Source organism: Streptomyces sp. cg36, assembly GCF_041080675.1.
Taxonomy (GTDB): Bacteria; Actinomycetota; Actinomycetes; order Streptomycetales; family Streptomycetaceae; genus Streptomyces.
Genome location: NZ_CP163520.1, coordinates 6,392,563 through 6,413,255, shown reverse-complemented (window position 1 = coordinate 6,413,255; position 20,693 = coordinate 6,392,563). Strand labels below are relative to the sequence as shown.

The window sequence follows — 20,693 nt, the reverse complement described above, 5'->3', positions numbered from 1 at the left end:
CGCCCGCCCGGCGCCCGCCCTCACGCCTTGCTGATCTCCCAGAAGCGGAACACCGTCGAGGGGTCCAGGGTCCACTCCAGGCCGACCACGCCCTCGTGGGCCACCGCGTACTGCTTGCCCTGCCACAGCGGCAGGATCGGCACGTCGTTGGCGACGGTGTCCTGGAGGCGGGTGAACTCGGCCTCGGTGGCCGCGCGGTCCTCGGTGGCGGACGTCGACGGGATGATCTCGTCGGTGACCGTCTTGTTGACGTAGTGGTTCGACAGGACGTTGCCCTTGCCGAAGAACGGCGAGGTGAAGTTGTCCGGGTCCGGGTAGTCGGGGATCCAGCCCTTCACGTACACGCCGTACTTGCCCGCCGCGATGTCCTGCTCGTACTGCTTGAAGTCGACGGACTTCACGTCCGCCTCGAACAGGCCGCTGTCGTTGAGCTGCTTGGCGATCGCCTTGAGCTCGTCGTCGGTGCCCGGCCCGTAGCGGATCGGGGTCGACCACAGGGTGAGCTTCACCTTGCCGGTCAGACCCGCCTTGTGCAGGACCTGACGGGCCTTCGCGGGGTCCGGGCTGCCGCCGTAGGTGTCGAAGAACGAGGTGCTGTGGGCGGTGATGCCGGACGGCACGATCGAGTAGAGCGGCGTCGCCGTCGACTTGTAGACATCGCGCACCAGGGCCTCGCGGTCCACCAGGTAGGCGACGGCCTTGCGGACGGCGAGCTTCCCGGCCACCGGGTCGCTCATGTTGAAGACCAGGTGCTGCACCTCGGCGCTGGTGCCCTCGACGACCTTGATGCCCTTCTTGTCGGCCACGCTGGACGCCTGGAGGTCGGCGATGTCCTTGGCGGTGAGGCCGCGGTAGGCGAGGTCGATGTCGCCGTCGCGCAGCGCCTGGGCCAGCTCCTTCTGCCTGCCGTGGAAGAGCTTCATGGTCATGCCGGAGTTCTTGACCTTGGCGGTGCCCTTGTAGCTGGAGTTCACGGAGAAGCTGGCCTGCTTCTCGCCGAACGCGTCGAGCTTGTAGACGCCCGAGCCGATCGCCTTGCCGTCGGTGCGGAGCTTGCCCGCCGGGTAGGTCTCGCTGTCGACGATGGAGCCCGCGCCGGAGGCGATCTTGCTGGGGAAGGTGGCGTCCGGCACCTTGAGGTGGAAGACGACGGTCAGCTCGTCCGGGGTGTCGATCCTGCCGAGGGTGGAGAGCAGCGGCGCCGGCCCGTTGGGGTCGTTGATGCGCAGCACCCGCTCGAACGAGAACTTGACGTCCTTCGAGGTCAGGGCGTGACCGTTGGAGAACTTCAGCCCGGAGCGCAGGAGGCAGCGGAAGACCTGGGAGCCGCCCTTGTCGAAGGAGCACCGCTCGGCGGCCTCCGGCTGCGGGGTGGAGCTGCCCTTGGGGAAGCTCAGCAGCGACTGGAAGACGTTGTTGAACAGCAGCCAGGAGCCCGGGTCGTAGCCGGACGCCGGGTCGATGGCCTGGATGTCGTCCGACATCCCCATGACCACCGACTCACCGCTCCCGGAGGAGGAGCCGGCCTCGGAGCCGCAGCCACTGAGGAGACCGGCCGCGACTCCCGCGGCGAGCGGGGCCGTCAGCCATCGGTTCCGTATCTTCACGTGCGAGTGCCTCACAGTCCTTGCTCGGCCGGGACCCGGATGCGCCGGGCCCCGGCCTCACTGAAATTGCGTGCCGGCACGTGGTGGTCGCGGCCGGGTACTGCGTTACTTCACGCCGCGGCTCAGCTCCCAGAGCTGGAGGTCGGCCGAGGAGTTGAGCGCCCACTCGGTACCGGTGATCTCGCTGCGGGCGGCGATGTACTGCTTGCCCTGCCACAGCGGCAGCACCGGGACGTCGTTGGCGACGATGTCCTGGATCTTCTCGAACGGCTTGGCGGCCTGGTTGCGGTCGGCCGCCACGCGGGACTCGGGGATCAGGGTGTTGCGCACCTCGACGTTGGAGTACGGCGAGTTGAGGAAGTTGTCGCGGCCGAGGAAGGGCGCGACGTAGTTGTCCGGGTCCGGGAAGTCGGGGAACCAGCCGAGGCCGTAGACGGCGTAGTCGCCGGCCTTCTGCGCCGGACGGTACTTGGGCCAGTCGGTCGCCTTGAGGGTGGTGGCGAAGAGCCCGGTGGCGTTCAGCTGGTCCCGCAGGATCTGGAACTCCTTGGCGGTACCCGGGCCGTAGTGGTCGTTCGTGTAGTTGAGCGTCAGCTTGACCGGGGTGGAGACGCCCGCGGACCGCAGGATCCCGGCGGCCTTCTGCTTGCTGGGCTCGCCGTACTTGTTGAAGAACGAGTTGGTGTGCCCGGCGATCGAGGTCGGGATCAGCGAGTACAGCGGCTCGGCGGTGGCGCCGTAGACCTTGGAGGCCAGCGCGCCGCGGTCCACGACGGCGGCCATCGCCTGGCGGACGGCCTTGTTCTTCACCGACGGGTCGTTGGTGTTGAAGCCCAGGTAGCGGATTTCCAGGCCGGGCATCTCGACCAGGTTGACGTTCTTGGGCGGGGTGACCGAGTACTTCTGGATCTGCTCCGGCGACATGGAACGGGTCATCATGTCGATCTTGCCGGACTCCAGCTCGGCGCCCATCGAGTCGGCGTCGGCGAACGACTTCAGCTCGACCTTGTCGTTGCTGACCTTCAAGTCGCCCTTGTACTTGGGGTTCTTGCTGAAGACGGCCTTGACGACCTGGTCGCCCTTGTACTCGGCCTTCAGGGTGTACGGGCCGGAGCCGTCGACCTCGAAGCCGGGGCGGAGCTTCTTCGCCGGGTACTTGTCCTTCTGGACGATCGCGGCGGCGGGCGTCGCGAGCTTGTACGGGAAGGTGGCGTCCGGGGTCTTCAGATGGAAGATGATCTCGTCGTCGCCCTTGGTCTCCATCGTGTCGATGTTTTCCAGGAGCGCGATCGGGCCGTTGCCGTCCTTGATGTTCAGGACGCGCTGGATCGAGTAGTGAACGTCGGCGGCGGTCATCTTGGAGCCGTCGGCGAACTCGATGCCGCTGCGCAGCTTGCAGCGGTAGCTCTCGTTCTCCTTGTCGGTGAACGCACAGCTGGAGGCCGCGTCCGGCACGGGCTCGCCGCCGCCGCGCGGGACGTGGACGAGCATCTGCAGGGTCTGGCGGAGCACGTTCCAGGCGCCGGTGTCGTACGCGTAGGCCGGGTCGAAGGGAGCGGGCGCGTCCTTGGTGACCACGAACTGGTCGGTGGTGCCCACGACGATGGCCTTGCCGCCGTCACCCCCACTTCCTGCCCCGCCACACGCGGCGAGTACGGGGGCGAGCAGGCCCACTACGGCCGGCAGCACCAAAGTCTTGCGGTTCATCCTGGACGATCTCCCTATGTGTCCGGCACTGGGGTACAGCGGTGTACGCGTCACTCCGCCGCGACCGCCCGGTCGGGGCGGGGGCGATCGGGCCGGTACGTACGATCGGACCTGCGCGCCCGGCGGCTTGGTGGGTGCCGGGGCAGTTGAGGGTGCGGCGAAGTTCTCGCGACGAGATTAGTGGGCGGTCCGGGAAAGCCCGTACTGGGCCTGCTCGATTCACCGGGCGCGCGGTGGCTGGAAATAGCGGCCCACCTATATCAATGCAGCGGAATCTTTCGTACAGGAGATCACCAAACAGGACACAAAGGCGCCTCCAGGGAGCTTGGAGGCGCCACTTGCGCAGGTCAGTGATGGCATCCCGGGTGACGAACGTCACCCGGGAGACGCGCTTTGACCTGTCGCGAATTCAACCGTTCCCGTGCTGTGCGCGGTCACGGAAAAGGCACGGCCGGACGCGATCGGTTTTCCCTCGCATTCACAGGCGCACGCTGAGTGTCCGGATCAGTTCATCCGGGTGATCAGGGTGCGCAGAAATGCGAGATCGACTTGTTCGAGCGAATCCACCACGACCCGGCCCGCGGCCGGCGCGATGGGCGCGACGGACGGCACCGCCACCACCCGGCACCCGGCGGCCTCGGCGGCGGCCACCCCGGTCGCGGTGTCCTCCACGACCGCGCATCTGGTCGGGTCCGCGCCGAGACCGGCCGCGGCGAACAGATACGGATCGGGGTGCGGCTTGGTGCGCCCCACCTCGTCCCCGGCCACGGTGAGCGCGAAGTGGCGCGGGCCGAGCGAGTCCAGGACGCGGTCGATGATGCGCCGGTGCGAGGCGGAGACCAGGGCGGTCGGCACGGAGTGCTCGGCGAGCTCGCCGAGCAGCCGGGCGGCGCCCGGCATCAGCGGCACCCCGCGGCCGATGCGCGCCTCGAAGCCGTCGTTGAGCAGCACCGTCAGCTCGGGGACCGTGATGTCGGCGCCGGTGGCCTCGATGAGGAAGCCGGCGCTGCGGCTCATCGGGCCGCCCACCACCACGTCCCGCCAGCGCTCGTCGAGCCGGTGGCCGAGGGCGGCGAAGACCTCGGCCTCGACCTCCCACCAGAAGCCCTCGGTGTCGACCAGCGTGCCGTCCATGTCCAGGAAGACGGCCTGCAGGGCCGAGCCTTCCGCCGCACGAACATCGGGCGCGGGAACCGTGATGGTCATCCGGGCACACCTCCTGGAGGGACGAGAAGGCCGGTTCCCAGGGTGGGGAACCGGCCTGCGCTGGACCGACAAGTGTACGTCCGGGTGCGCCGGAACGCCTCTGGGTTTCCTCGCGGCCCGCTGGAGCCCGCCCGGAGCCCGGCGGAACGGGCCTGGGACGGCCTCGGAGCGGCTCGGCGCGGTCCCCGGGCGGTCTTGCGCACCCGGGGACCCGGCCGGGCCTCAGCGGGCGTTGAAGTACTTCGCCTCCGGGTGGTGGATGACGATGGCGTCCGTGGACTGCTCGGGGTGCAGCTGGAACTCCTCGGAGAGGTGGACGCCGATCCGCTCGGGCCGGAGCAGCTCGGCGATCTTGGCGCGGTCCTCCAGGTCGGGGCAGGCCCCGTAGCCCAGCGAGAAGCGCGCGCCCCGGTACTTCAGGTCGAACATGTCCTGCACCTCGGCCGGGTCCTCCCCGCCGAAGCCGAGCTCGCCGCGCACCCGGGCGTGCCAGTACTCGGCCAGCGCCTCCGCCAACTGCACGGACAGGCCGTGCAGTTCGAGGTAGTCGCGGTAGGAGTTGGCCTCGAAGAGCTCGGCCGTGGCCTCGCCGATCTTCGAGCCGACCGTGACCACCTGGAGCCCGACCACGTCGGTCTCGCCGGACTCCTCCGGGCGGAAGAAGTCCGCGAGGCAGAGCCGGCGGCCCCGGCGCTGGCGCGGGAAGGTGAAGCGGGTCCGCTCCGAGCCGTCCTCGTTGAGGATGATCAGGTCGTCGCCCTTGGAGACGCACGGGAAGTAGCCGTGGACGACGGCCGCCTCCAGCAGGTTGCGCGTGTGCAGCTGCTCCAGCCAGCCGCGCAGCCGCGGCCGGCCCTCGGTCTCGGCGAGCTCCTCGTAGCTCGGCCCGTCACCGGCCCGGTTCTGCTTCAGTCCCCACTGGCCCTTGAAGAGGGCGCCCTCGTCGAGCCAGGACGCGTACTCCTTGAGGCCGATCCCCTTGATCACCCGGGTGCCCCAGAACGGCGGCTCGGGGACGGGGTTGTCGACGGCCACGTCCGAGCGGACCGAGCCCTCGGGCTCCTCCGCCTCGGCCACGGCGGCGGCGCGCTTGGGCACGCGGCGCTGCTTGAGCTCGGGCAGGGTGGCGCCGGGCACTCCGCGCTTCACCGCGACCAGCGCGTCCATCAGGCGCAGCCCCTCGAACGCGTCGCGCGCGTAGCGGACTTCGCCCTCGTAGATCTCGTGCAGGTCCTGCTCGACGTACGCGCGCGTGAGGGCCGCGCCGCCCAGGATCACCGGGTAGTCGGCCGCCAGCTTGCGCTGGTTGAGCTCCTCCAGGTTCTCCTTCATGATCACGGTCGACTTCACCAGCAGCCCGGACATGCCGATGACGTCGGCCCGGTGCTCCTCGGCGGCCTCCAGGATCGCGGAGACGGGCTGCTTGATGCCGAGGTTGACGACGTTGTAGCCGTTGTTGGAGAGGATGATGTCGACGAGGTTCTTGCCGATGTCGTGGACGTCGCCGCGCACGGTGGCCAGCACGATGGTGCCCTTGCCCTCCGCGTCGGACTTCTCCATGTGCGGCTCCAGATGGGCCACCGCGGTCTTCATCACCTCGGCGGACTGCAGGACGAACGGCAGCTGCATCTGGCCGGAGCCGAAGAGCTCGCCGACGACCTTCATGCCCTCCAGGAGGGTGTCGTTGACGATGTCGAGCGCCGGGCGGGTCTCCAGCGCCTCGTCGAGGTCGGCCTCCAGGCCGTTCTTCTCGCCGTCGATGATCCGGCGCTGCAGGCGCTCCTCCAGCGGCAGGGCCAGGAGCTCCTCGGCCTTGCCCGCCTTCATCGACTTGGTGCTGACGCCCTCGAAGAGCTCCATCAGCCGCTGGAGCGGGTCGTAGCCCTCCGCGCGGCGGTCGTGGATGAGGTCGAGGGCGACCTTGACCTGCTCCTCCTCCAGCCGCGCGATGGGCAGGATCTTGGAGGCGTGCACGATCGCGGAGTCCAGGCCCGCCTTGACGCACTCGTCGAGGAAGACGGAGTTCAGCACCACGCGGGCGGCCGGGTTGAGGCCGAAGGAGATGTTGGACAGGCCCAGCGTGGTCTGGACGTCCGGGCGGCGGCGCTTGAGCTCGCGGATCGCCTCGATGGTGGCGATGCCGTCCTTGCGGGACTCCTCCTGGCCGGTGCAGATGGTGAAGGTGAGGCAGTCGATGAGGATGTCCGACTCGCGCACCCCCCAGTTGCCGGTGAGGTCCTCGATGAGCCGCTCGGCGATGGCGACCTTGTTCTCGACGGTGCGGGCCTGGCCCTCCTCGTCGATGGTCAGCGCGATCAGGGCGGCGCCGTGCTCCACCGCCAGCTCGGTGACCTTGGCGAAGCGGGACTCGGGGCCGTCGCCGTCCTCGTAGTTGACGGAGTTGATGACCGCGCGCCCGCCGAGCTTCTCCAGTCCGGCACGCAGGACGTTCACCTCGGTGGAGTCCAGGACGATCGGCAGGGTGGAGGCGGTGGCGAAGCGGCCCGCCAGCTCCTCCATGTCGGCGACGCCGTCGCGGCCCACGTAGTCGACGCAGAGGTCGAGCATGTGGGCGCCCTCGCGGATCTGGTCGCGGGCCATCTCCACGCAGTCGTCCCAGCGGCCCTCCAGCATGGCCTCGCGGAACTTCTTGGAGCCGTTGGCGTTGGTGCGCTCGCCGATCGCCATGTACGCGGTGTCCTGGCGGAACGGCACGCTCTGGTAGAGCGAGGCGGCGCCGGGCTCGGGGCGCGGACGGCGCTCGGTGGGGGCCAGGCCCCGCACCCGCTCCACGACCTGGCGCAGGTGCTCGGGCGTGGTGCCGCAGCAGCCGCCGACCAGCGAGAGGCCGTACTCGTTGACGAAGGTCTGCTGGGCGTCCGCCAGCTCCGGCGCGGAGAGCGGGTAGTGCGCGCCGTCCTTGCCGAGGACGGGCAGTCCGGCGTTGGGCATGCAGGAGAGCGGGATCCGCGCGTTGCGGGCGAGGTAGCGCAGGTGCTCGCTCATCTCGGCCGGGCCGGTGGCGCAGTTGAGGCCGATCATGTCGATGCCGAGCGGCTCCAGCGCGGTGAGCGCGGCGCCGATCTCGGAGCCGAGCAGCATGGTGCCGGTGGTCTCGACGGTCACCGAGCAGATGATCGGGACCCGGTAGCCCGCCACGTCGAGGGCGCGCTGGGCGCCGAGGATGGCGGCCTTGGTCTGGAGCAGGTCCTGGGTGGTCTCCACCAGGAGCGCGTCGGCGCCGCCCGCGAGCATGCCCTCGGCGTTCTGCTGGTAGGCGTCGCGCAGGACGGTGTACGGGGCGTGGCCGAGGGTGGGCAGCTTGGTGCCGGGGCCCATGGAGCCGAGCACCCAGCGCTGCTGTCCGGTGGACGCGGTGAACTCGTCGGCCACCTCGCGGGCGATCCGGGCGCCCGCCTCGGACAGCTCGTACACCCGCTCGGGGATGTCGTACTCGCCGAGGGCGGAGAAGTTGGCGCCGAAGGTGTTGGTCTCCACGCAGTCGACGCCGACCGCGAAGTACTCCTGGTGCACCGAGCGCACGATGTCGGGCCGCGTGATGTTCAGGATCTCGTTGCAGCCCTCGAGGTCCTGGAAGTCCTCCAGGGTCGGGTCCTGGGCCTGGAGCATGGTGCCCATGGCTCCATCGGCCACCACCACTCGGGTGGCGAGCGCTTCGCGGAGTGCGTCGGCGCGGTTCCGGCTGTCGGCGGAAGGGGTCGGCAACGAGGCCATGGATGTGCTCCCTGGAGTGCGACGGCTGTCGGCTTTGCGGTCTCCAAGGGGAGGCCGCACCCGGTCAGGGTAACCGGGCGGGGCCCGCGTGGGCACAGGTGTCCCACGGGGCAAGACCGCGCCGGGGCCGCGCGGGTGACGGGCGGGTGGCCCCGGACCGTCCTCCCGCTGAACGGGCCGGCCGGGTGCGGACGCCGCCATCACGGTGACATGAGGTCGACAACGGCCGATACTGTTCAGCATTGTCGAACTCAGCGTTCCGAAGTGGAGGAAGCGCGATGGCGCGGAACATCCAGTCGCTCGAACGGGCGGCCGCAATGCTGCGGCTGCTCGCGGGCGGCGAGCGGCGGCTCGGCCTGTCCGAGGTGGCCTCCGCGCTGGGCCTCGCGAAGGGCACCGCGCACGGCATCCTGCGCACCCTCCAGGCGGAGGGGTTCGTCGAGCAGGACCCGGCGTCGGGCCGCTACCAGCTCGGCGCGGAGCTGCTGCGCCTGGGCAACAGCTATCTGGACGTGCACGAGCTGCGGGCCCGCGCCCTGGTGTGGACGGACGACCTGGCGCGCTCCAGCGGCGAGAGCGTGTACGTGGGGGTCCTGCACCAGCAGGGCGTGCTGATCATGCACCACGTCTTCCGGCCCGACGACAGCCGTCAGGTGCTGGAGGTCGGCGCCATGCAGCCGCTGCACTCGACCGCGCTGGGCAAGGTCCTCTCCGCCTTCGACCCGGTGGCGCACACCGAGGCGGTGGACGGCGAGCGGACCGCCTTCACCCCGCGCACGGTGACCGGGCCCGCGGGCTTCGAGGAGCTGCTGGACCTGGCGCGGGCACGCGGCTGGGCCAGCGACCTGGAGGAGACCTGGGACGGGGTGGCCTCGGTGGCCGCGCCGATCTTCGACCGGCGGCGGATGCCGGTGGGCGCGGTGGGCGTGACCGGGGCCGTGGAGCGGGTGTGCAAGGACGGCGAGGTGCGCTCCGAGCTGGTGGCGGCGGTGCGCGACTGCGCCCGCTCGGTCTCGCGCGACCTGGGCGCCGGGCGCTTCTAGCCCCCGGCGGGCCCCGGCCGGCCCCTGCGGACCGTCGACGGCCCCCGGCAGGCCCCGGATGCCCCCGCAACCCCGTGGACAGCCGCTTGACCTGCTGGTTTCCGCGCAGTCCTGATCACTTCCGACCTCGGCCGAAAGTTTTCGATCATGTGGCCGGAACATACCGACTGGTAACGATCGGGATACCGGTCACAGAACCCTTGACGACGACTTAACCCCGGAGCAACACTGCCGTTCATCGGTCGGCATTGTCGAACACCTAACGGCAATACGAGTTAGAGTGTGACAACGCCAAGGGCCGCCAAGCCCTCGACGTGAGGGCGCGGACCAACGGAGTGACCCGTGGTTCGCCTTCCCCTGGACGAAGGACAAAGGAGTCGCGGGTGTCCAGCTCCGACATCTTCACCGGCGAGATCATCGGTACCGCCGTTCTCATCCTGCTCGGCGGTGGCGTGTGCGCCGCCGTCACGCTGAAGAGCTCCAAGGCACGCAACGCGGGCTGGCTCGCCATCACCTTCGGGTGGGGCTTCGCGGTGCTCACCGGCGCTTACATCTCCGCCCCCCTCTCGGGCGCGCACCTCAACCCGGCCGTGACCCTGGGTCTGGCCATCGAGGGCGGCACCGAGTGGAGCGACGTCCCGGTCTACCTCGCCGGGCAGCTGCTCGGCGCGATGATCGGCGCCACGCTGGTCTGGCTGGCCTACTACGGCCAGTTCCAGGCGCACATGACGGACCCGGAGATCGTCAAGCCCGTCGACCAGGCCGCCAAGCCGGCCGAGGGTCCGCACAACGGCAGCGCGGCCGGCCCGGTGCTCGGGATCTTCTCCACCGGCCCCGAGATCCGCAACGCGATACAGAACCTCACCACCGAGATCATCGGTACGTTCGTGCTGGTCCTGGCCATCCTCACGCAGGGCCTCAACGGCGACGGCAAGGGCCTCGGCGTCATCGGCGTACTGATCACCTCGCTGGTCGTCGTCGGCATCGGCCTCTCGCTCGGCGGCCCCACCGGCTACGCCATCAACCCGTTCCGCGACCTCGGCCCGCGCATCGTGCACTCCCTGCTGCCGCTGCCCAACAAGGGCGGTTCGGACTGGGGCTACGCCTGGGTGCCGGTCGTCGGCCCGCTGGCCGGTGCCGCCCTCGCCGGTGGCCTGTACAACATCGCGTTCGCCTGATCCGTACAGCGACAGAGCCGTAGAGACCTTCAGACTTCAGGAGCACCCGTGAGCGACACCCACACCACCGCCTCGCACGGCCACGGCCCGTTCATCGCGGCCATCGACCAGGGCACCACCTCCTCCCGCTGCATCGTGTTCGACAAGGACGGCCGGATCGTCTCGGTCGACCAGAAGGAGCACGAGCAGATCTTCCCGAAGCCGGGCTGGGTCGAGCACGACGCCGCCGAGATCTGGACCAACGTCCAGGAGGTCGTGGCGGGCGCCATCGACAAGGCCGGCATCACCGCCGCCGACGTCAAGGCGATCGGCATCACCAACCAGCGCGAGACCACGCTGCTGTGGGACAAGAACACCGGCGAGCCCGTGCACAACGCGCTCGTGTGGCAGGACACCCGCACCGACGCCCTCTGCCGCGAGCTCGGCCGCAACGTGGGCCAGGACCGCTTCCGCCGCGAGACGGGCCTGCCGCTCGCCTCGTACTTCGCCGGCCCCAAGGTCCGCTGGCTGCTCGACAACGTCGAGGGCCTGCGCGAGCGCGCCGAGCGCGGCGACATCCTCTTCGGCACCATGGACTCCTGGGTCATCTGGAACCTGACCGGCGGCACCGACGGCGGTGTGCACGTCACGGACGTCACCAACGCCTCGCGCACGCTGCTGATGAACCTCCACGAGATGGCGTGGGACGACAAGATCCTGTCGTCGATGGAGATCCCGGCGGCCGTGCTGCCCGAGATCCGCTCCTCCGCCGAGGTGTACGGCCACGCCAAGGGCGGCGTCCTGGACGGCGTCCCGGTCGCCTCCGCGCTCGGCGACCAGCAGGCGGCCCTGTTCGGCCAGACCTGCTTCTCCGAGGGCGAGGCCAAGTCCACGTACGGCACCGGCACCTTCATGCTGATGAACACCGGTGACAAGCCCGTCAACTCCTACAACGGCCTGCTGACCACCGTCGGCTACCAGATCGGCGAGCAGAAGCCGGTCTACGCCCTGGAGGGCTCGATCGCCGTCACCGGTTCGCTGGTGCAGTGGATGCGCGACCAGATGGGCATGATCAAGACCGCCGCGGAGATCGAGACGCTGGCGCTCTCGGTCGAGGACAACGGCGGCGCCTACTTCGTGCCGGCCTTCTCCGGCCTGTTCGCCCCGTACTGGCGCTCCGACGCCCGCGGTGTGATCGCCGGTCTCACCCGGTACGTCACCAAGGCGCACATCGCGCGCGCCGTTCTTGAGGCCACCGCCTGGCAGACCCGCGAGATCACCGACGCCATGACCAAGGACTCCGGCGTCGAGCTGACCGCGCTCAAGGTCGACGGCGGCATGACCTCCAACAACCTGCTGATGCAGACCCTCTCGGACTTCCTGGACGCGCCCGTGGTGCGTCCGATGGTCGCCGAGACCACCTGCCTCGGCGCCGCCTACGCCGCCGGTCTGGCCGTCGGCTTCTGGCCGGACACCGACGCGCTGCGCGCCAACTGGCGCCGGGCGGCGGAATGGACCCCTCGCATGGACGCCGACAAGCGTGACAGCGAGTACAAGAACTGGCTCAAGGCCGTCGAGCGGACCATGGGCTGGATCGAGGACGAGGAGTAATCGAAATGACCACCCTGCAGAGCGTCCCCGCCCTCGGGACGCACCCGGCCTCCGGCTCCCTTCCGAGCCGCGCCGAAACTCGGGAGCAGCTTTCCAAGGCGACGTACGACCTCCTGGTGATCGGCGGCGGCATCCTGGGCATCTCCACTGCCTGGCACGCCGCGCAGTCCGGGCTGCGGGTGGCCCTGGTGGACGCCGGCGACTTCGCCGGCGCCACCTCCTCGGCCTCCTCCAAGCTCCTGCACGGCGGTCTGCGCTACCTGCAGACCGGTGCCGTGAAGCTGGTGGCCGAGAACCACTTCGAGCGGCGTGCGGTGTCGCGTCAGGTGGCACCGCACCTCGCCAACCCGCTCACCTTCTACCTGCCCGTCTACAAGGGCGGCCCGCACGGCGCGGCCAAGCTGGGCGCGGGCGTCTTCGCCTACTCGGCGCTCTCCGCCTTCGGTGACGGCGTCGGCCACCTGCTCTCGCCCTCCAAGGCCGCGCAGGACGTGCCGGAGCTGCGCACCGACAACCTGAAGGCCGTGGCCGTGTACGGCGACGACCAGATGAACGACGCGCGCATGGCCCTGATGACGGTCCGCGCCGCCGTGGACGCGGGCGCGGCCGTGCTCAACCACGCCGAGGTCACCGGGCTGCGCTTCACCAAGGGCCGGGTCACCGGTGCGGAGCTGCGCGACCGCCTCTCCGGCGACGAGTTCGGCGTCGACGCCCGTCTGGTGCTCAACGCCACCGGCCCCTGGGTCGACCACCTGCGCAAGATGGAGGACCCGAACGCGGCCCCCTCCATCCGCCTCTCCAAGGGCGCGCACCTGGTCCTCAAGCGCACCTCCCCCTGGAAGGCCGCGCTGGCCACCCCGATCGACAAGTACCGCATCACCTTCGCCCTGCCGTGGGAGGACATGCTCCTGCTCGGCACCACGGACGAGGAGTTCGAGGGCGACCCGGCGGACGTCGCGGTCACCGAGAAGGACACCGCCCAGATCCTGGACGAGGCCGCCTTCTCCATCCGCGACCAGCAGCTCTCGCGCGATCTGATCACGTACTCCTTCGCCGGTCTGCGCGTCCTGCCCGGCGGCCCGGGCGACACCTCCAAGGCCAAGCGCGAGACCGTCGTCACCGAGGGCCGCGGCGGCATGCTCTCGGTCGCCGGCGGCAAGTGGACGACCTTCCGCCACATCGGCCGTACGGTGATGCAGAAGCTGGAGCAGCTGCCGGGCCGTCCGCTCGGTGACGACTTCGAGCCGATCTCCTCGCTGCCCGGCAAGCTGCCGCTGCCCGGCATAGCCAACCCGCGCGCCGTCGCCCACCGCCTGATGGTGGACGGCCCGGCGCCCGGCCCGCGCATGGCGGCCGACACCGCCAAGCACCTGGCCACGCACTACGGTTCGCTCTCCTTCGACATCGCGCGCCTGGCCAACGAGGACGCCGCCCTCGCCGAGCGCATCCACCCGGACGCGCCGGAGATCTGGGCGCAGGTCGTGTACGCGCGCGACCACGAGTGGGCCGAGACGGCCGACGACGTGCTGCGCCGCCGCACCACGCTGACGATCCGGGGCCTGGCCACGGACGAGATCCGCGGCAAGGTCGACGACCTGCTCGGCAAGCGCGCCTGACGTATAGTTGGTTCGGCCAGTCAGCCGGAAGGGGCGGTTCCCACGGGGGGAGCCGCCCCTTCCGGCCGTCCGGCGTACGTACGGGAGGGGCGTACGGGAGGACTGCCACACCGCGTACACGTGCGTGCAACAACACGCCGTGACAGTGGAGCCATGAGATTCCAGGTGCTCTCCCTCGTCGGCCACGCCCCTCATCCCCTCACCGGTGAACTCCCCACCGCCGCCGACCGGTTGGCGCAGGTGCTGGGCGTCGGCGAGGCCGCCGAACGCCTCGGCTTCGACGCCTACGCGGTCGGCGAACGGCACGCCGGCGCCTTCCTGTCGTCCAGCCCGACCGTGCTGCTCGGCGCCCTCGCCGCCCGCACCACCACCATCAGGCTGCTCACCGGGGTCACGGTCGTCGCGATCCTGGACCCGGTCCGGGTCGCCGAGGACTTCGCCACCCTCGACCAGATCTCCCGGGGCCGCGTCGAACTCGTCGTCGGCAAGGGCGCGGAGGCCGGCCACTTCGACCTGTTCGGCCTGGACGAGTCCCGGCAGTGGGACCTCCAGAAGGAGAAGTACGAGCTGCTGCGGCGGCTGTGGAGCGAGGAGGACGTCGACTGGGAGGGCGAGTTCCGCCCGCCGCTGCGCGGGGTGACGACCGTGCCGCGGCCCTACGCCGGGGTGCCGAGGGTCTGGCACGGCTCGGCGACCAGCCTCAACTCGCCGGAGCTGGCGGCCAAGCACGGCGATCCGCTCTTCACCGCCAACGCCATCCAGCCCCGTGAGGCGTACGCGAAGCTGATCGCGCACTACCGGGAGAAGTTCGAGGAGTACGGGCACGACCCGGCGCGCGCGTACGTGGCGGCGGGCTCGGGCGGGCTGCTGATCGCGGACACCGACGAGCAGGCGGTGGCCCGCTACCGGGAGGTGTACGAGGCGCGGGTGCGCCAGACGTACCAGCCGCACCTGGAGGGCAAGGTGGGCTACAACACGCCGTTCAGGACCATCGAGGACGCGATCGAGAACGGGCCGCAGCTGATCGGCTCGCCGCAGCGGATCATCGACAAGATCCTCGGCTACCACGAGGTGTACCGGCACGACCTCCAGTCGGTGACCGTGGACGCCTTCGGGCTCTCCACGGCCGAGCAGTTGGAGACGCTCCAGCGGTTCGCGGAGGAGATCGCCCCGGTGGTGCGCAAGGAGGCACCGACGGCGCTCTGGGAGGCGTGACCGGCCCGGCCGCATAATGGGGAGCGATTCATCCGATGTCTGGAGGTCGCCCCGTGGCAGTCACCGACGAGGCCATCGAGAAGATCAAGGAACTGATCGTCTCCGGTGCGCTGCGGCCGGGCGACCGGCTCCCCAGGGAGAGCGAACTCGCCGCCGGACTGGGCCTGTCCAGGAACTCCCTGCGCGAGGCGGTCCGCGCGCTCTCGCTGATCCGCGTCCTCGACGTGCGCCAGGGCGACGGCACCTATGTCACCAGCCTCGCCCCGCAGCTCCTCCTGGAGGCGCTGGGCTTCGTCGTGGACCTCCACCGCGACGACACGGTCCTGGAGTTCCTGGCCGTCCGGCGGATCCTGGAGCCCGCCGCGACGGCGACGGCGGCGGGCCGGATCGAACAGGCCCAGCTCGACGCGCTGACCGCCCGGCTGGACGCGCTGGGCCCGGACCCCTCGGTGGAGGAACTGGTCGCCTGCGACCTGGAGTTCCACCGCACGATCGTGCGGAGCGCCGGGAACTCGGTGCTCTGCTCGCTGCTGGACGGTCTGTCCGGGCCCGCCACCCGGGCCCGGGTGTGGCGCGGGCTCGCCAGGCAGGACGCGGTGGCCCGCACCCTGCGCGAGCACCGCGCGATCCTGGCGGCCCTGCGGGACCGGGACGCGGAGGCGGCGCGGTCCTGGGCGACGGTGCACATCGCGGGCGTGGAGCGGTGGCTGCGGGAGGCGCCGTAGCGGGTGGCCGGTGCCGCGTGCCCCCGGTGGCCGAGTCCGGTGTGCAGAACTCTTGCGACGAACATCTGGTCGAACATCCGATCTCTCACAGTCATCCGATGTCTCAAGCCGCCGCACCCCCGGATGCCGGGGTCGAGGCCGGGATTCCGGGGCGCTGACCCCGTACAGCTCGGATGAATGTCCGGGCGGATCGCCGCATGCCCCATCTGACGCCCCTTCATGCGGACATCACTCCGGCGGGGACCGGGCCGTGCACGGGGGCTGCGGCGGGGTAGTGCTGAAGCCGTAAGGTTGGGGCGTACGCATGAGGACTTCGGAGGGAGGCACTGGGTGATCGAGCTGGAGGGAGTTCCCGAGCTGGTCGACCCGGTCATGATCGCCGCGTTCGAGGGCTGGAACGACGCGGGCGACTCCGCCTCCTCAGCCGTCGCTCACCTGGAGCGGGAGTGGAAGGGCGAGGTCTTCGCCGCGCTGGACGCCGAGGACTACTACGACTTCCAGGTCAACCGGCCGACGGTGTTCCTGGAGGGCGGGGTCCGCCGGATCACCTGGCCCACCACCCGGCTCTCGGTCGTCCGGATCGGCGGCGAGAAGCCGCGCGACCTGGTGCTGGTGCGCGGGATCGAACCGTCGATGCGCTGGCGCTCGTTCTGCAACGAGATCCTGGGCTTCGCGCACGAACTGGGCGTCGAGATGGTGGTGATCCTGGGCGCGCTGCTCGGCGACACCCCGCACACCCGCCCGGTGCCGGTCAGCGGGGTCACCTCCGACCCGGACCTGGCGCGCACCATGGACCTGGAGGAGACCCGCTACGAGGGTCCGACCGGCATCGTCGGCATCCTCCAGGAGGCGTGCACCCACGCGGGCGTCCCGGCGGTCAGCCTCTGGGCGGCGGTCCCCCACTACGTCTCGCAGCCGCCCAACCCCAAGGCCACCCTGGCCCTGCTGAACCGGCTGGAGGACCTCATCGACCTGCGCATCCCGCTGGGCGACCTGGCCGAGGACGCCCGCGCCTGGCAGCTCGGGGTGGACCAGCTGGCGGCCGAGGACAGCGAAGTGGCCGAGTACGTGCAGACGTTGGAGGAGGCGCGGGACACCGCGGACCTGCCCGAGGCGTCCGGCGAGGCCATCGCCCGCGAGTTCGAGCGGTATCTGCGGCGGCGCGACGGCGGGCCCGGGGCGCCCGGCGGCCACGCCACCGACGGCGGTGAGTCCACCTCGTACCTGCGCGACCCCGGCAGCGGGCGCACCCGGCCGCCGAAGCCGCCGCGCGAGAGCACCGACGAGGGCGGCGAGGGCCCGGAGCCCTCGGACGACTGAGCAGTCGGCACCGACGCACGAAAGCGCCGGGCGGGAGATCCCGCCCGGCGCTTTCGTGCCTGCGGCCCGCGCGCGGCCGCCGTATCGTTCCCGCGGCTCCTAGAGGGCCACGCCGAGCAGTGCGTCGACCGTGCGCGAGACCAGGCCCGGCGCACCCTCGTCGCTGCCGCCCTCGTCGGCCTGGCGGGCCGCCCAGCGGTCCACCGCGAGCAGCGCGGCCGGGGCGTCCAGGTCCTCGGCGAGCGCGGCTCGGACCTCCTCGACCAGCGCGTCGGCGGACGGCCCGTCCGGGCGGGAGACGGCCGCGCGCCAGCGGGCGAGCCGCTCCTGGGCCTCCTGGAGGACCTGGTCGGTCCACTCCCAGTCGGCCCGGTAGTGGTGCGAGAGCAGGGCGAGGCGGATCGCGGCCGGGTCGACCCCGTCGCGGCGCAGCGTGGAGACGAAGACCAGGTTGCCCCGGGACTTCGACATCTTCTCGCCGTGCAGCGCGACCATTCCGGCGTGCACGTACGCCTTGGCCATCGGGAACTCGCCGGTCAGCACCTGGGCGTGGGAGGCGCCCATCTCGTGGTGCGGGAAGGCCAGGTCGGAGCCGCCGCCCTGGACGTCGAAGCCCATGCCCAGGTGGTCCAGGGCGATGGCGACGCACTCGATGTGCCAGCCGGGCCGGCCGCGGCCCAGGCTCGCGCCGTCCCAGCTCGGCTCGCCCTCGCGGGCGGCCATCCACAGCATCGGGTCGAGGGGGTTCTTCTTGCCGGGGCGCTCGGGGTCGCCGCCGCGCTCGGCGGAGAGGTGGCGCATCGTTTCGGCGTCCAGACCGGAGACCTGGCCGAAGTGGGCGTCGCTCTCCACGGAGAAGTAGATGTCCCCGTCGAGCTCGTAGGCGGCGCCCGCGTCCCGCAGCCGTTCGACCAGCGGGACGATGCCGGGTATCGCCTCCACGGCACCGATGTAGTGCCGGGGCGGGAGCATGCGCAGGGCGGTCATGTCCTCGCGGAACAGCGAGGTCTCGCGCTCGGCGAGCTCGGTCCAGTCCTGCCCGTCGCGGATGGCGCGCTCCAGGAGCGGATCGTCCACGTCGGTCACGTTCTGGACGTAGTGAACCTGCCGCTTGGTGTCGAGCCACACGCGCTGGACGAGGTCGAACGCGTTGTAGGTCGCCGCGTGACCCAGGTGGGTCGCGTCGTACGGCGTGATGCCGCAGACGTAGATACGGGCGACGGGACCGGGGTCGAGGGTGACCAGACCGCCGGTCGCGGTGTCGTGGATCCGGAGGTCGCGGCCCTTGCCGGGCAGGGCGGGGACCTCAGAAGCGGGCCAGGCATGCATGTACACGAGCGTAACCGGATGCACTCTCCATATTCGAACCGGAGGTGCGCTCTTGGCCGAATGCGCGCTCTTGCGCAGACCCCGCCCGGCGTGCATGGATCACACTTGTCCCGATACGTACCACCGTACCGGGCCCGGCCCGCCCTTCCGGCCGTGACCAGCGCCTACACCGGCGGCCAGGGGATCGGCGGCCACTCCCCCGACGGGCTGCGGTGCACCCCGTCGGCCAGCAGCCGCGCCACCCGCCCGCGCAGGGCGTCCAGCTCGCCCGCCGTGATCAGCTCCGCCAGTCGGGTGGCCAGCGGCTCCCCGGCGGCCAGCGCGGCCCGCAGCCCGGTGAGCGCCGCCACCGCCTCGGCGGGCAGCGGCTCGCCCGCCCACCCCCACAGCAGGGTGCGCAGCTTGTCGTCCACGTGGAAGGTGACGCCGTGGTCGATGCCGAAGAGCGCGCCGCCCGCCGCGGGCAGCAGGTGGCCGCCCTTGCGGTCACCGTTGTTGATCACGGCGTCGAGCACGGCGAGCCGGCGCAGCCGCTCGTCGTCCGCGTGCACCAGGAGCGCGGTGCGGCCCTCGCCGACGTCGGCGAGCCCCACGGCCTTCCAGCCCTCGCCCGGCTCCTCCGCGTCGACGAGCGCCAGCAGCCCGGCCCCGGCCTCCTCGGACTCCCCGTCGGCGCTCTCGATCCACAGCTGGACCATGCCCTCGCCGTAGGGCCCGTCGCGCAGCACCGTCGGCGGCACCAGGTCCCAGCCCAGCGCCGCGCACACCTCGTAGGCGGCCACCTCGCGCTGGGCGAGGGTGCCGTCCGGGAAGTCCCACAGCGGGCGCTCCCCGGCGACCGGCTTGTAGACGCAGGAGACGCTCTCGCCCTCGTGCGCGACGGAGCAGTAGAGCACCGCGTTGGACGCCTCGCGGATCCGGCCGCGCACGGTGAGCTCGCCCTTGGTGAGCAGCTCCACCGCCGTCAGGCTCCCCGTCGGTATCCGTTCTGGCGCGGGCATACGTGTCCTTCCGGGTCGAGCGGCAGGCTGCACAGCGGGCACGGCGGGCGGCCCGCGTTCACCACGTCCAGGGCGCGCTTGGCGAACGCGCGGGCCTGGGCGCCGGTCAGGCGCACCCGCAGCATGGGCGGGCCGTTCTCGTCGTCCTGGAGCAGCCGCTCCTCGGCCTCCGCGAGGTCCTCCTCGGAGTCCGCGTCGAGCTCGACGAGGGCCTGCGCCTCGATCACCATGCGCTGTTCCTCGCCGTCCCAGGCCAGCGCCATGGTGCCGACCCGGAACTCCTCCTCGACGGGCGAGTCCAGCGGCGCGGTGTCGGTGACGTCGGCGGGGGCGACGGCCGGGACCGGGGCGTTCCCCCCGGTGCGCCGCACGACCTCGTCGAGGAGTTCGTCGATGCGCTCGGCGAGCGCCGCGACCTGCGTCTTCTCCAGGGCGACACTGGTGGTACGGCTGCCCGCGGACGCCTGGAGGAAGAACGTACGGCGTCCGGGCAGCCCGACCGTACCGGCCACGAAGCGGTCCGGCGGATCGTAGAAGAACACCTGACGGGACACGTCCTGGTCTCCCTATGTCGAATTGAGCGGTGAGTAGGGTGCCGCCGGGGCTGAGCGCGGGGTTTTCGGCCCGTCCACCCTACTGCGCCCGGCGATCACGGTGCTCCCGCGCCACCCCCGACCACGGCCTGACTGGCCGCGGCCGACTCCCGCGCGGACTCCTCGGCCCCCTGCGGCGCCCCGGACTCCTTGGGTGCGCTGGGCGCCAGCGAGCCGAAGTCGCCGGTCTCCCCCAGCCGCAGCAGGAACGGGCGCAGCCGGGTGTAGCGGATCGCGGTGAGGGAACACGGTTCCACCGAGATCCGCTGAAAGAGGTCCAGATGCATGCCGAGGGCGTCGGCGACGACCGACTTGATGACGTCGCCGTGCGAGCACAGGACGAAGGCTGCCTCCGGGCCGTGTTCGTCGTCCACGCGCGCGTTCCACTCGCGCACCGACTCCACGGCCCGCTGCTGCATGGCCCGCATCGACTCGCCGCCCGGGAACGCCGCCGCCGAGGGGTGCGCCTGCACCACCTCCATCAGCGGGTCCCCGGAGAGCTCGGCGAGCTTGCGGCCCGACCAGTCCCCGTAGTCGCACTCGCTGACGCGCTCGTCGGTGTGCAGGGCGAGCCCGGGGCGGGCGTCGAGGAGCGGGCGCAGGGTCTCGCGGCAGCGCTCCAGCGGGCTGGAGACGGCGAGGGCGAGCGGCAGCCCGGCGAGCCGGTCCGGCAGCGCGGCGGCCTGGGCGGCGCCGCGCTCGTCCAGCAGCACCCCGGGGGTGCGCCCGGCCAGCACGCCGGAGGTGTTGGCGGTGGAGCGTCCGTGACGTACGAGGATCAGCGTGGCCATGTCGGCCAGCGTAGGCCGAGCGGCGCGGGCGGGTGCG

At 71.1% G+C, this 20,693-nt stretch carries 15 protein-coding genes; 7 read left to right on the top strand and 8 right to left on the bottom strand.

Translation table 11 applies throughout. The features are described 5' to 3' along the window. Positions 1–20: 20 nt before the first annotated feature. The 4 genes from AB5J87_RS28525 to metH all read right to left on the bottom strand — a co-directional run bounded on the left by AB5J87_RS28525 (position 21) and on the right by metH (position 8,255). Entirely contained in the window at positions 21–1,607 is a 1,587-nt protein-coding gene (locus tag AB5J87_RS28525; RefSeq protein WP_369380609.1) for an ABC transporter substrate-binding protein, read from the bottom strand. 105 nt (positions 1,608–1,712) lie between these two features. Beyond that, on the bottom strand, positions 1,713–3,314 hold the full coding sequence (locus AB5J87_RS28520) for an ABC transporter substrate-binding protein (protein ID WP_369380607.1): 1,602 nt from the start codon (positions 3,312–3,314) through the stop codon (positions 1,713–1,715). Positions 3,315–3,818: 504 nt separating this feature from the next. Then, the gene (locus tag AB5J87_RS28515; RefSeq protein WP_369380604.1) at positions 3,819–4,520 is read right to left on the bottom strand and encodes an HAD family hydrolase; all 702 of its coding nucleotides are present in this window, start codon (positions 4,518–4,520) and stop codon (positions 3,819–3,821) included. Positions 4,521–4,742: 222 nt separating this feature from the next. After that, complete coding sequence (metH, locus tag AB5J87_RS28510; RefSeq protein WP_369380601.1) at positions 4,743–8,255, bottom strand: methionine synthase; 3,513 nt, start codon at positions 8,253–8,255, stop codon at positions 4,743–4,745. A 278-nt stretch (positions 8,256–8,533) separates the two neighbouring features. Here metH and AB5J87_RS28505 point away from each other — a divergent pair, with 278 nt between their 5' ends. The 7 genes from AB5J87_RS28505 (at position 8,534) to AB5J87_RS28475 (ending at position 16,942) form a co-directional block, all read left to right on the top strand. Continuing rightward, a complete protein-coding gene (locus AB5J87_RS28505) occupies positions 8,534–9,298 on the top strand; it encodes an IclR family transcriptional regulator (RefSeq protein ID WP_369380599.1) in 765 nt (254 codons plus the stop codon). Positions 9,299–9,681: 383 nt separating this feature from the next. After that, entirely contained in the window at positions 9,682–10,476 is a 795-nt protein-coding gene (locus AB5J87_RS28500) for an MIP/aquaporin family protein (protein WP_369380596.1), read from the top strand. 48 nt (positions 10,477–10,524) lie between these two features. Next, entirely contained in the window at positions 10,525–12,066 is a 1,542-nt protein-coding gene (glpK, locus tag AB5J87_RS28495) for a glycerol kinase GlpK (protein ID WP_369380594.1), read from the top strand. A gap of 5 nt (positions 12,067–12,071) precedes the next feature. Continuing rightward, positions 12,072–13,682: an FAD-dependent oxidoreductase gene (locus AB5J87_RS28490; protein ID WP_369380592.1), complete on the top strand. Its 1,611-nt coding sequence runs from the start codon at positions 12,072–12,074 to the stop codon at positions 13,680–13,682. A 153-nt stretch (positions 13,683–13,835) separates the two neighbouring features. Beyond that, positions 13,836–14,897 (top strand): LLM class flavin-dependent oxidoreductase, encoded by a 1,062-nt coding sequence (locus AB5J87_RS28485; protein WP_369380590.1) that lies wholly within the window; start codon positions 13,836–13,838, stop codon positions 14,895–14,897. Positions 14,898–14,950: 53 nt separating this feature from the next. Further along, entirely contained in the window at positions 14,951–15,622 is a 672-nt protein-coding gene (locus AB5J87_RS28480) for a FadR/GntR family transcriptional regulator (RefSeq protein WP_369380587.1), read from the top strand. A gap of 330 nt (positions 15,623–15,952) precedes the next feature. After that, positions 15,953–16,942, top strand: coding sequence for a PAC2 family protein (locus AB5J87_RS28475; protein WP_369380585.1), 990 nt, complete (start codon positions 15,953–15,955; stop codon positions 16,940–16,942). Positions 16,943–17,041: 99 nt separating this feature from the next. Here the strand turns inward: AB5J87_RS28475 and mshC are convergent, their stop codons facing one another. From mshC to AB5J87_RS28455, 4 genes are all read right to left on the bottom strand, one after another. Continuing rightward, on the bottom strand, positions 17,042–18,271 hold the full coding sequence (gene mshC, locus AB5J87_RS28470) for a cysteine--1-D-myo-inosityl 2-amino-2-deoxy-alpha-D-glucopyranoside ligase (RefSeq protein ID WP_369380583.1): 1,230 nt from the start codon (positions 18,269–18,271) through the stop codon (positions 17,042–17,044). A 164-nt stretch (positions 18,272–18,435) separates the two neighbouring features. Further along, a complete protein-coding gene (locus tag AB5J87_RS28465; RefSeq protein WP_369380581.1) occupies positions 18,436–19,272 on the bottom strand; it encodes an SCO1664 family protein in 837 nt (278 codons plus the stop codon). After that, positions 19,236–19,826: a DUF3090 domain-containing protein gene (locus AB5J87_RS28460; RefSeq protein ID WP_101387529.1), complete on the bottom strand. Its 591-nt coding sequence runs from the start codon at positions 19,824–19,826 to the stop codon at positions 19,236–19,238. The genes AB5J87_RS28465 and AB5J87_RS28460 overlap by 37 nt, the downstream gene beginning before the upstream one ends. A 95-nt stretch (positions 19,827–19,921) precedes the next feature. After that, complete coding sequence (locus AB5J87_RS28455) at positions 19,922–20,656, bottom strand: histidine phosphatase family protein (protein WP_369380579.1); 735 nt, start codon at positions 20,654–20,656, stop codon at positions 19,922–19,924. Positions 20,657–20,693 lie beyond the last annotated feature (37 nt).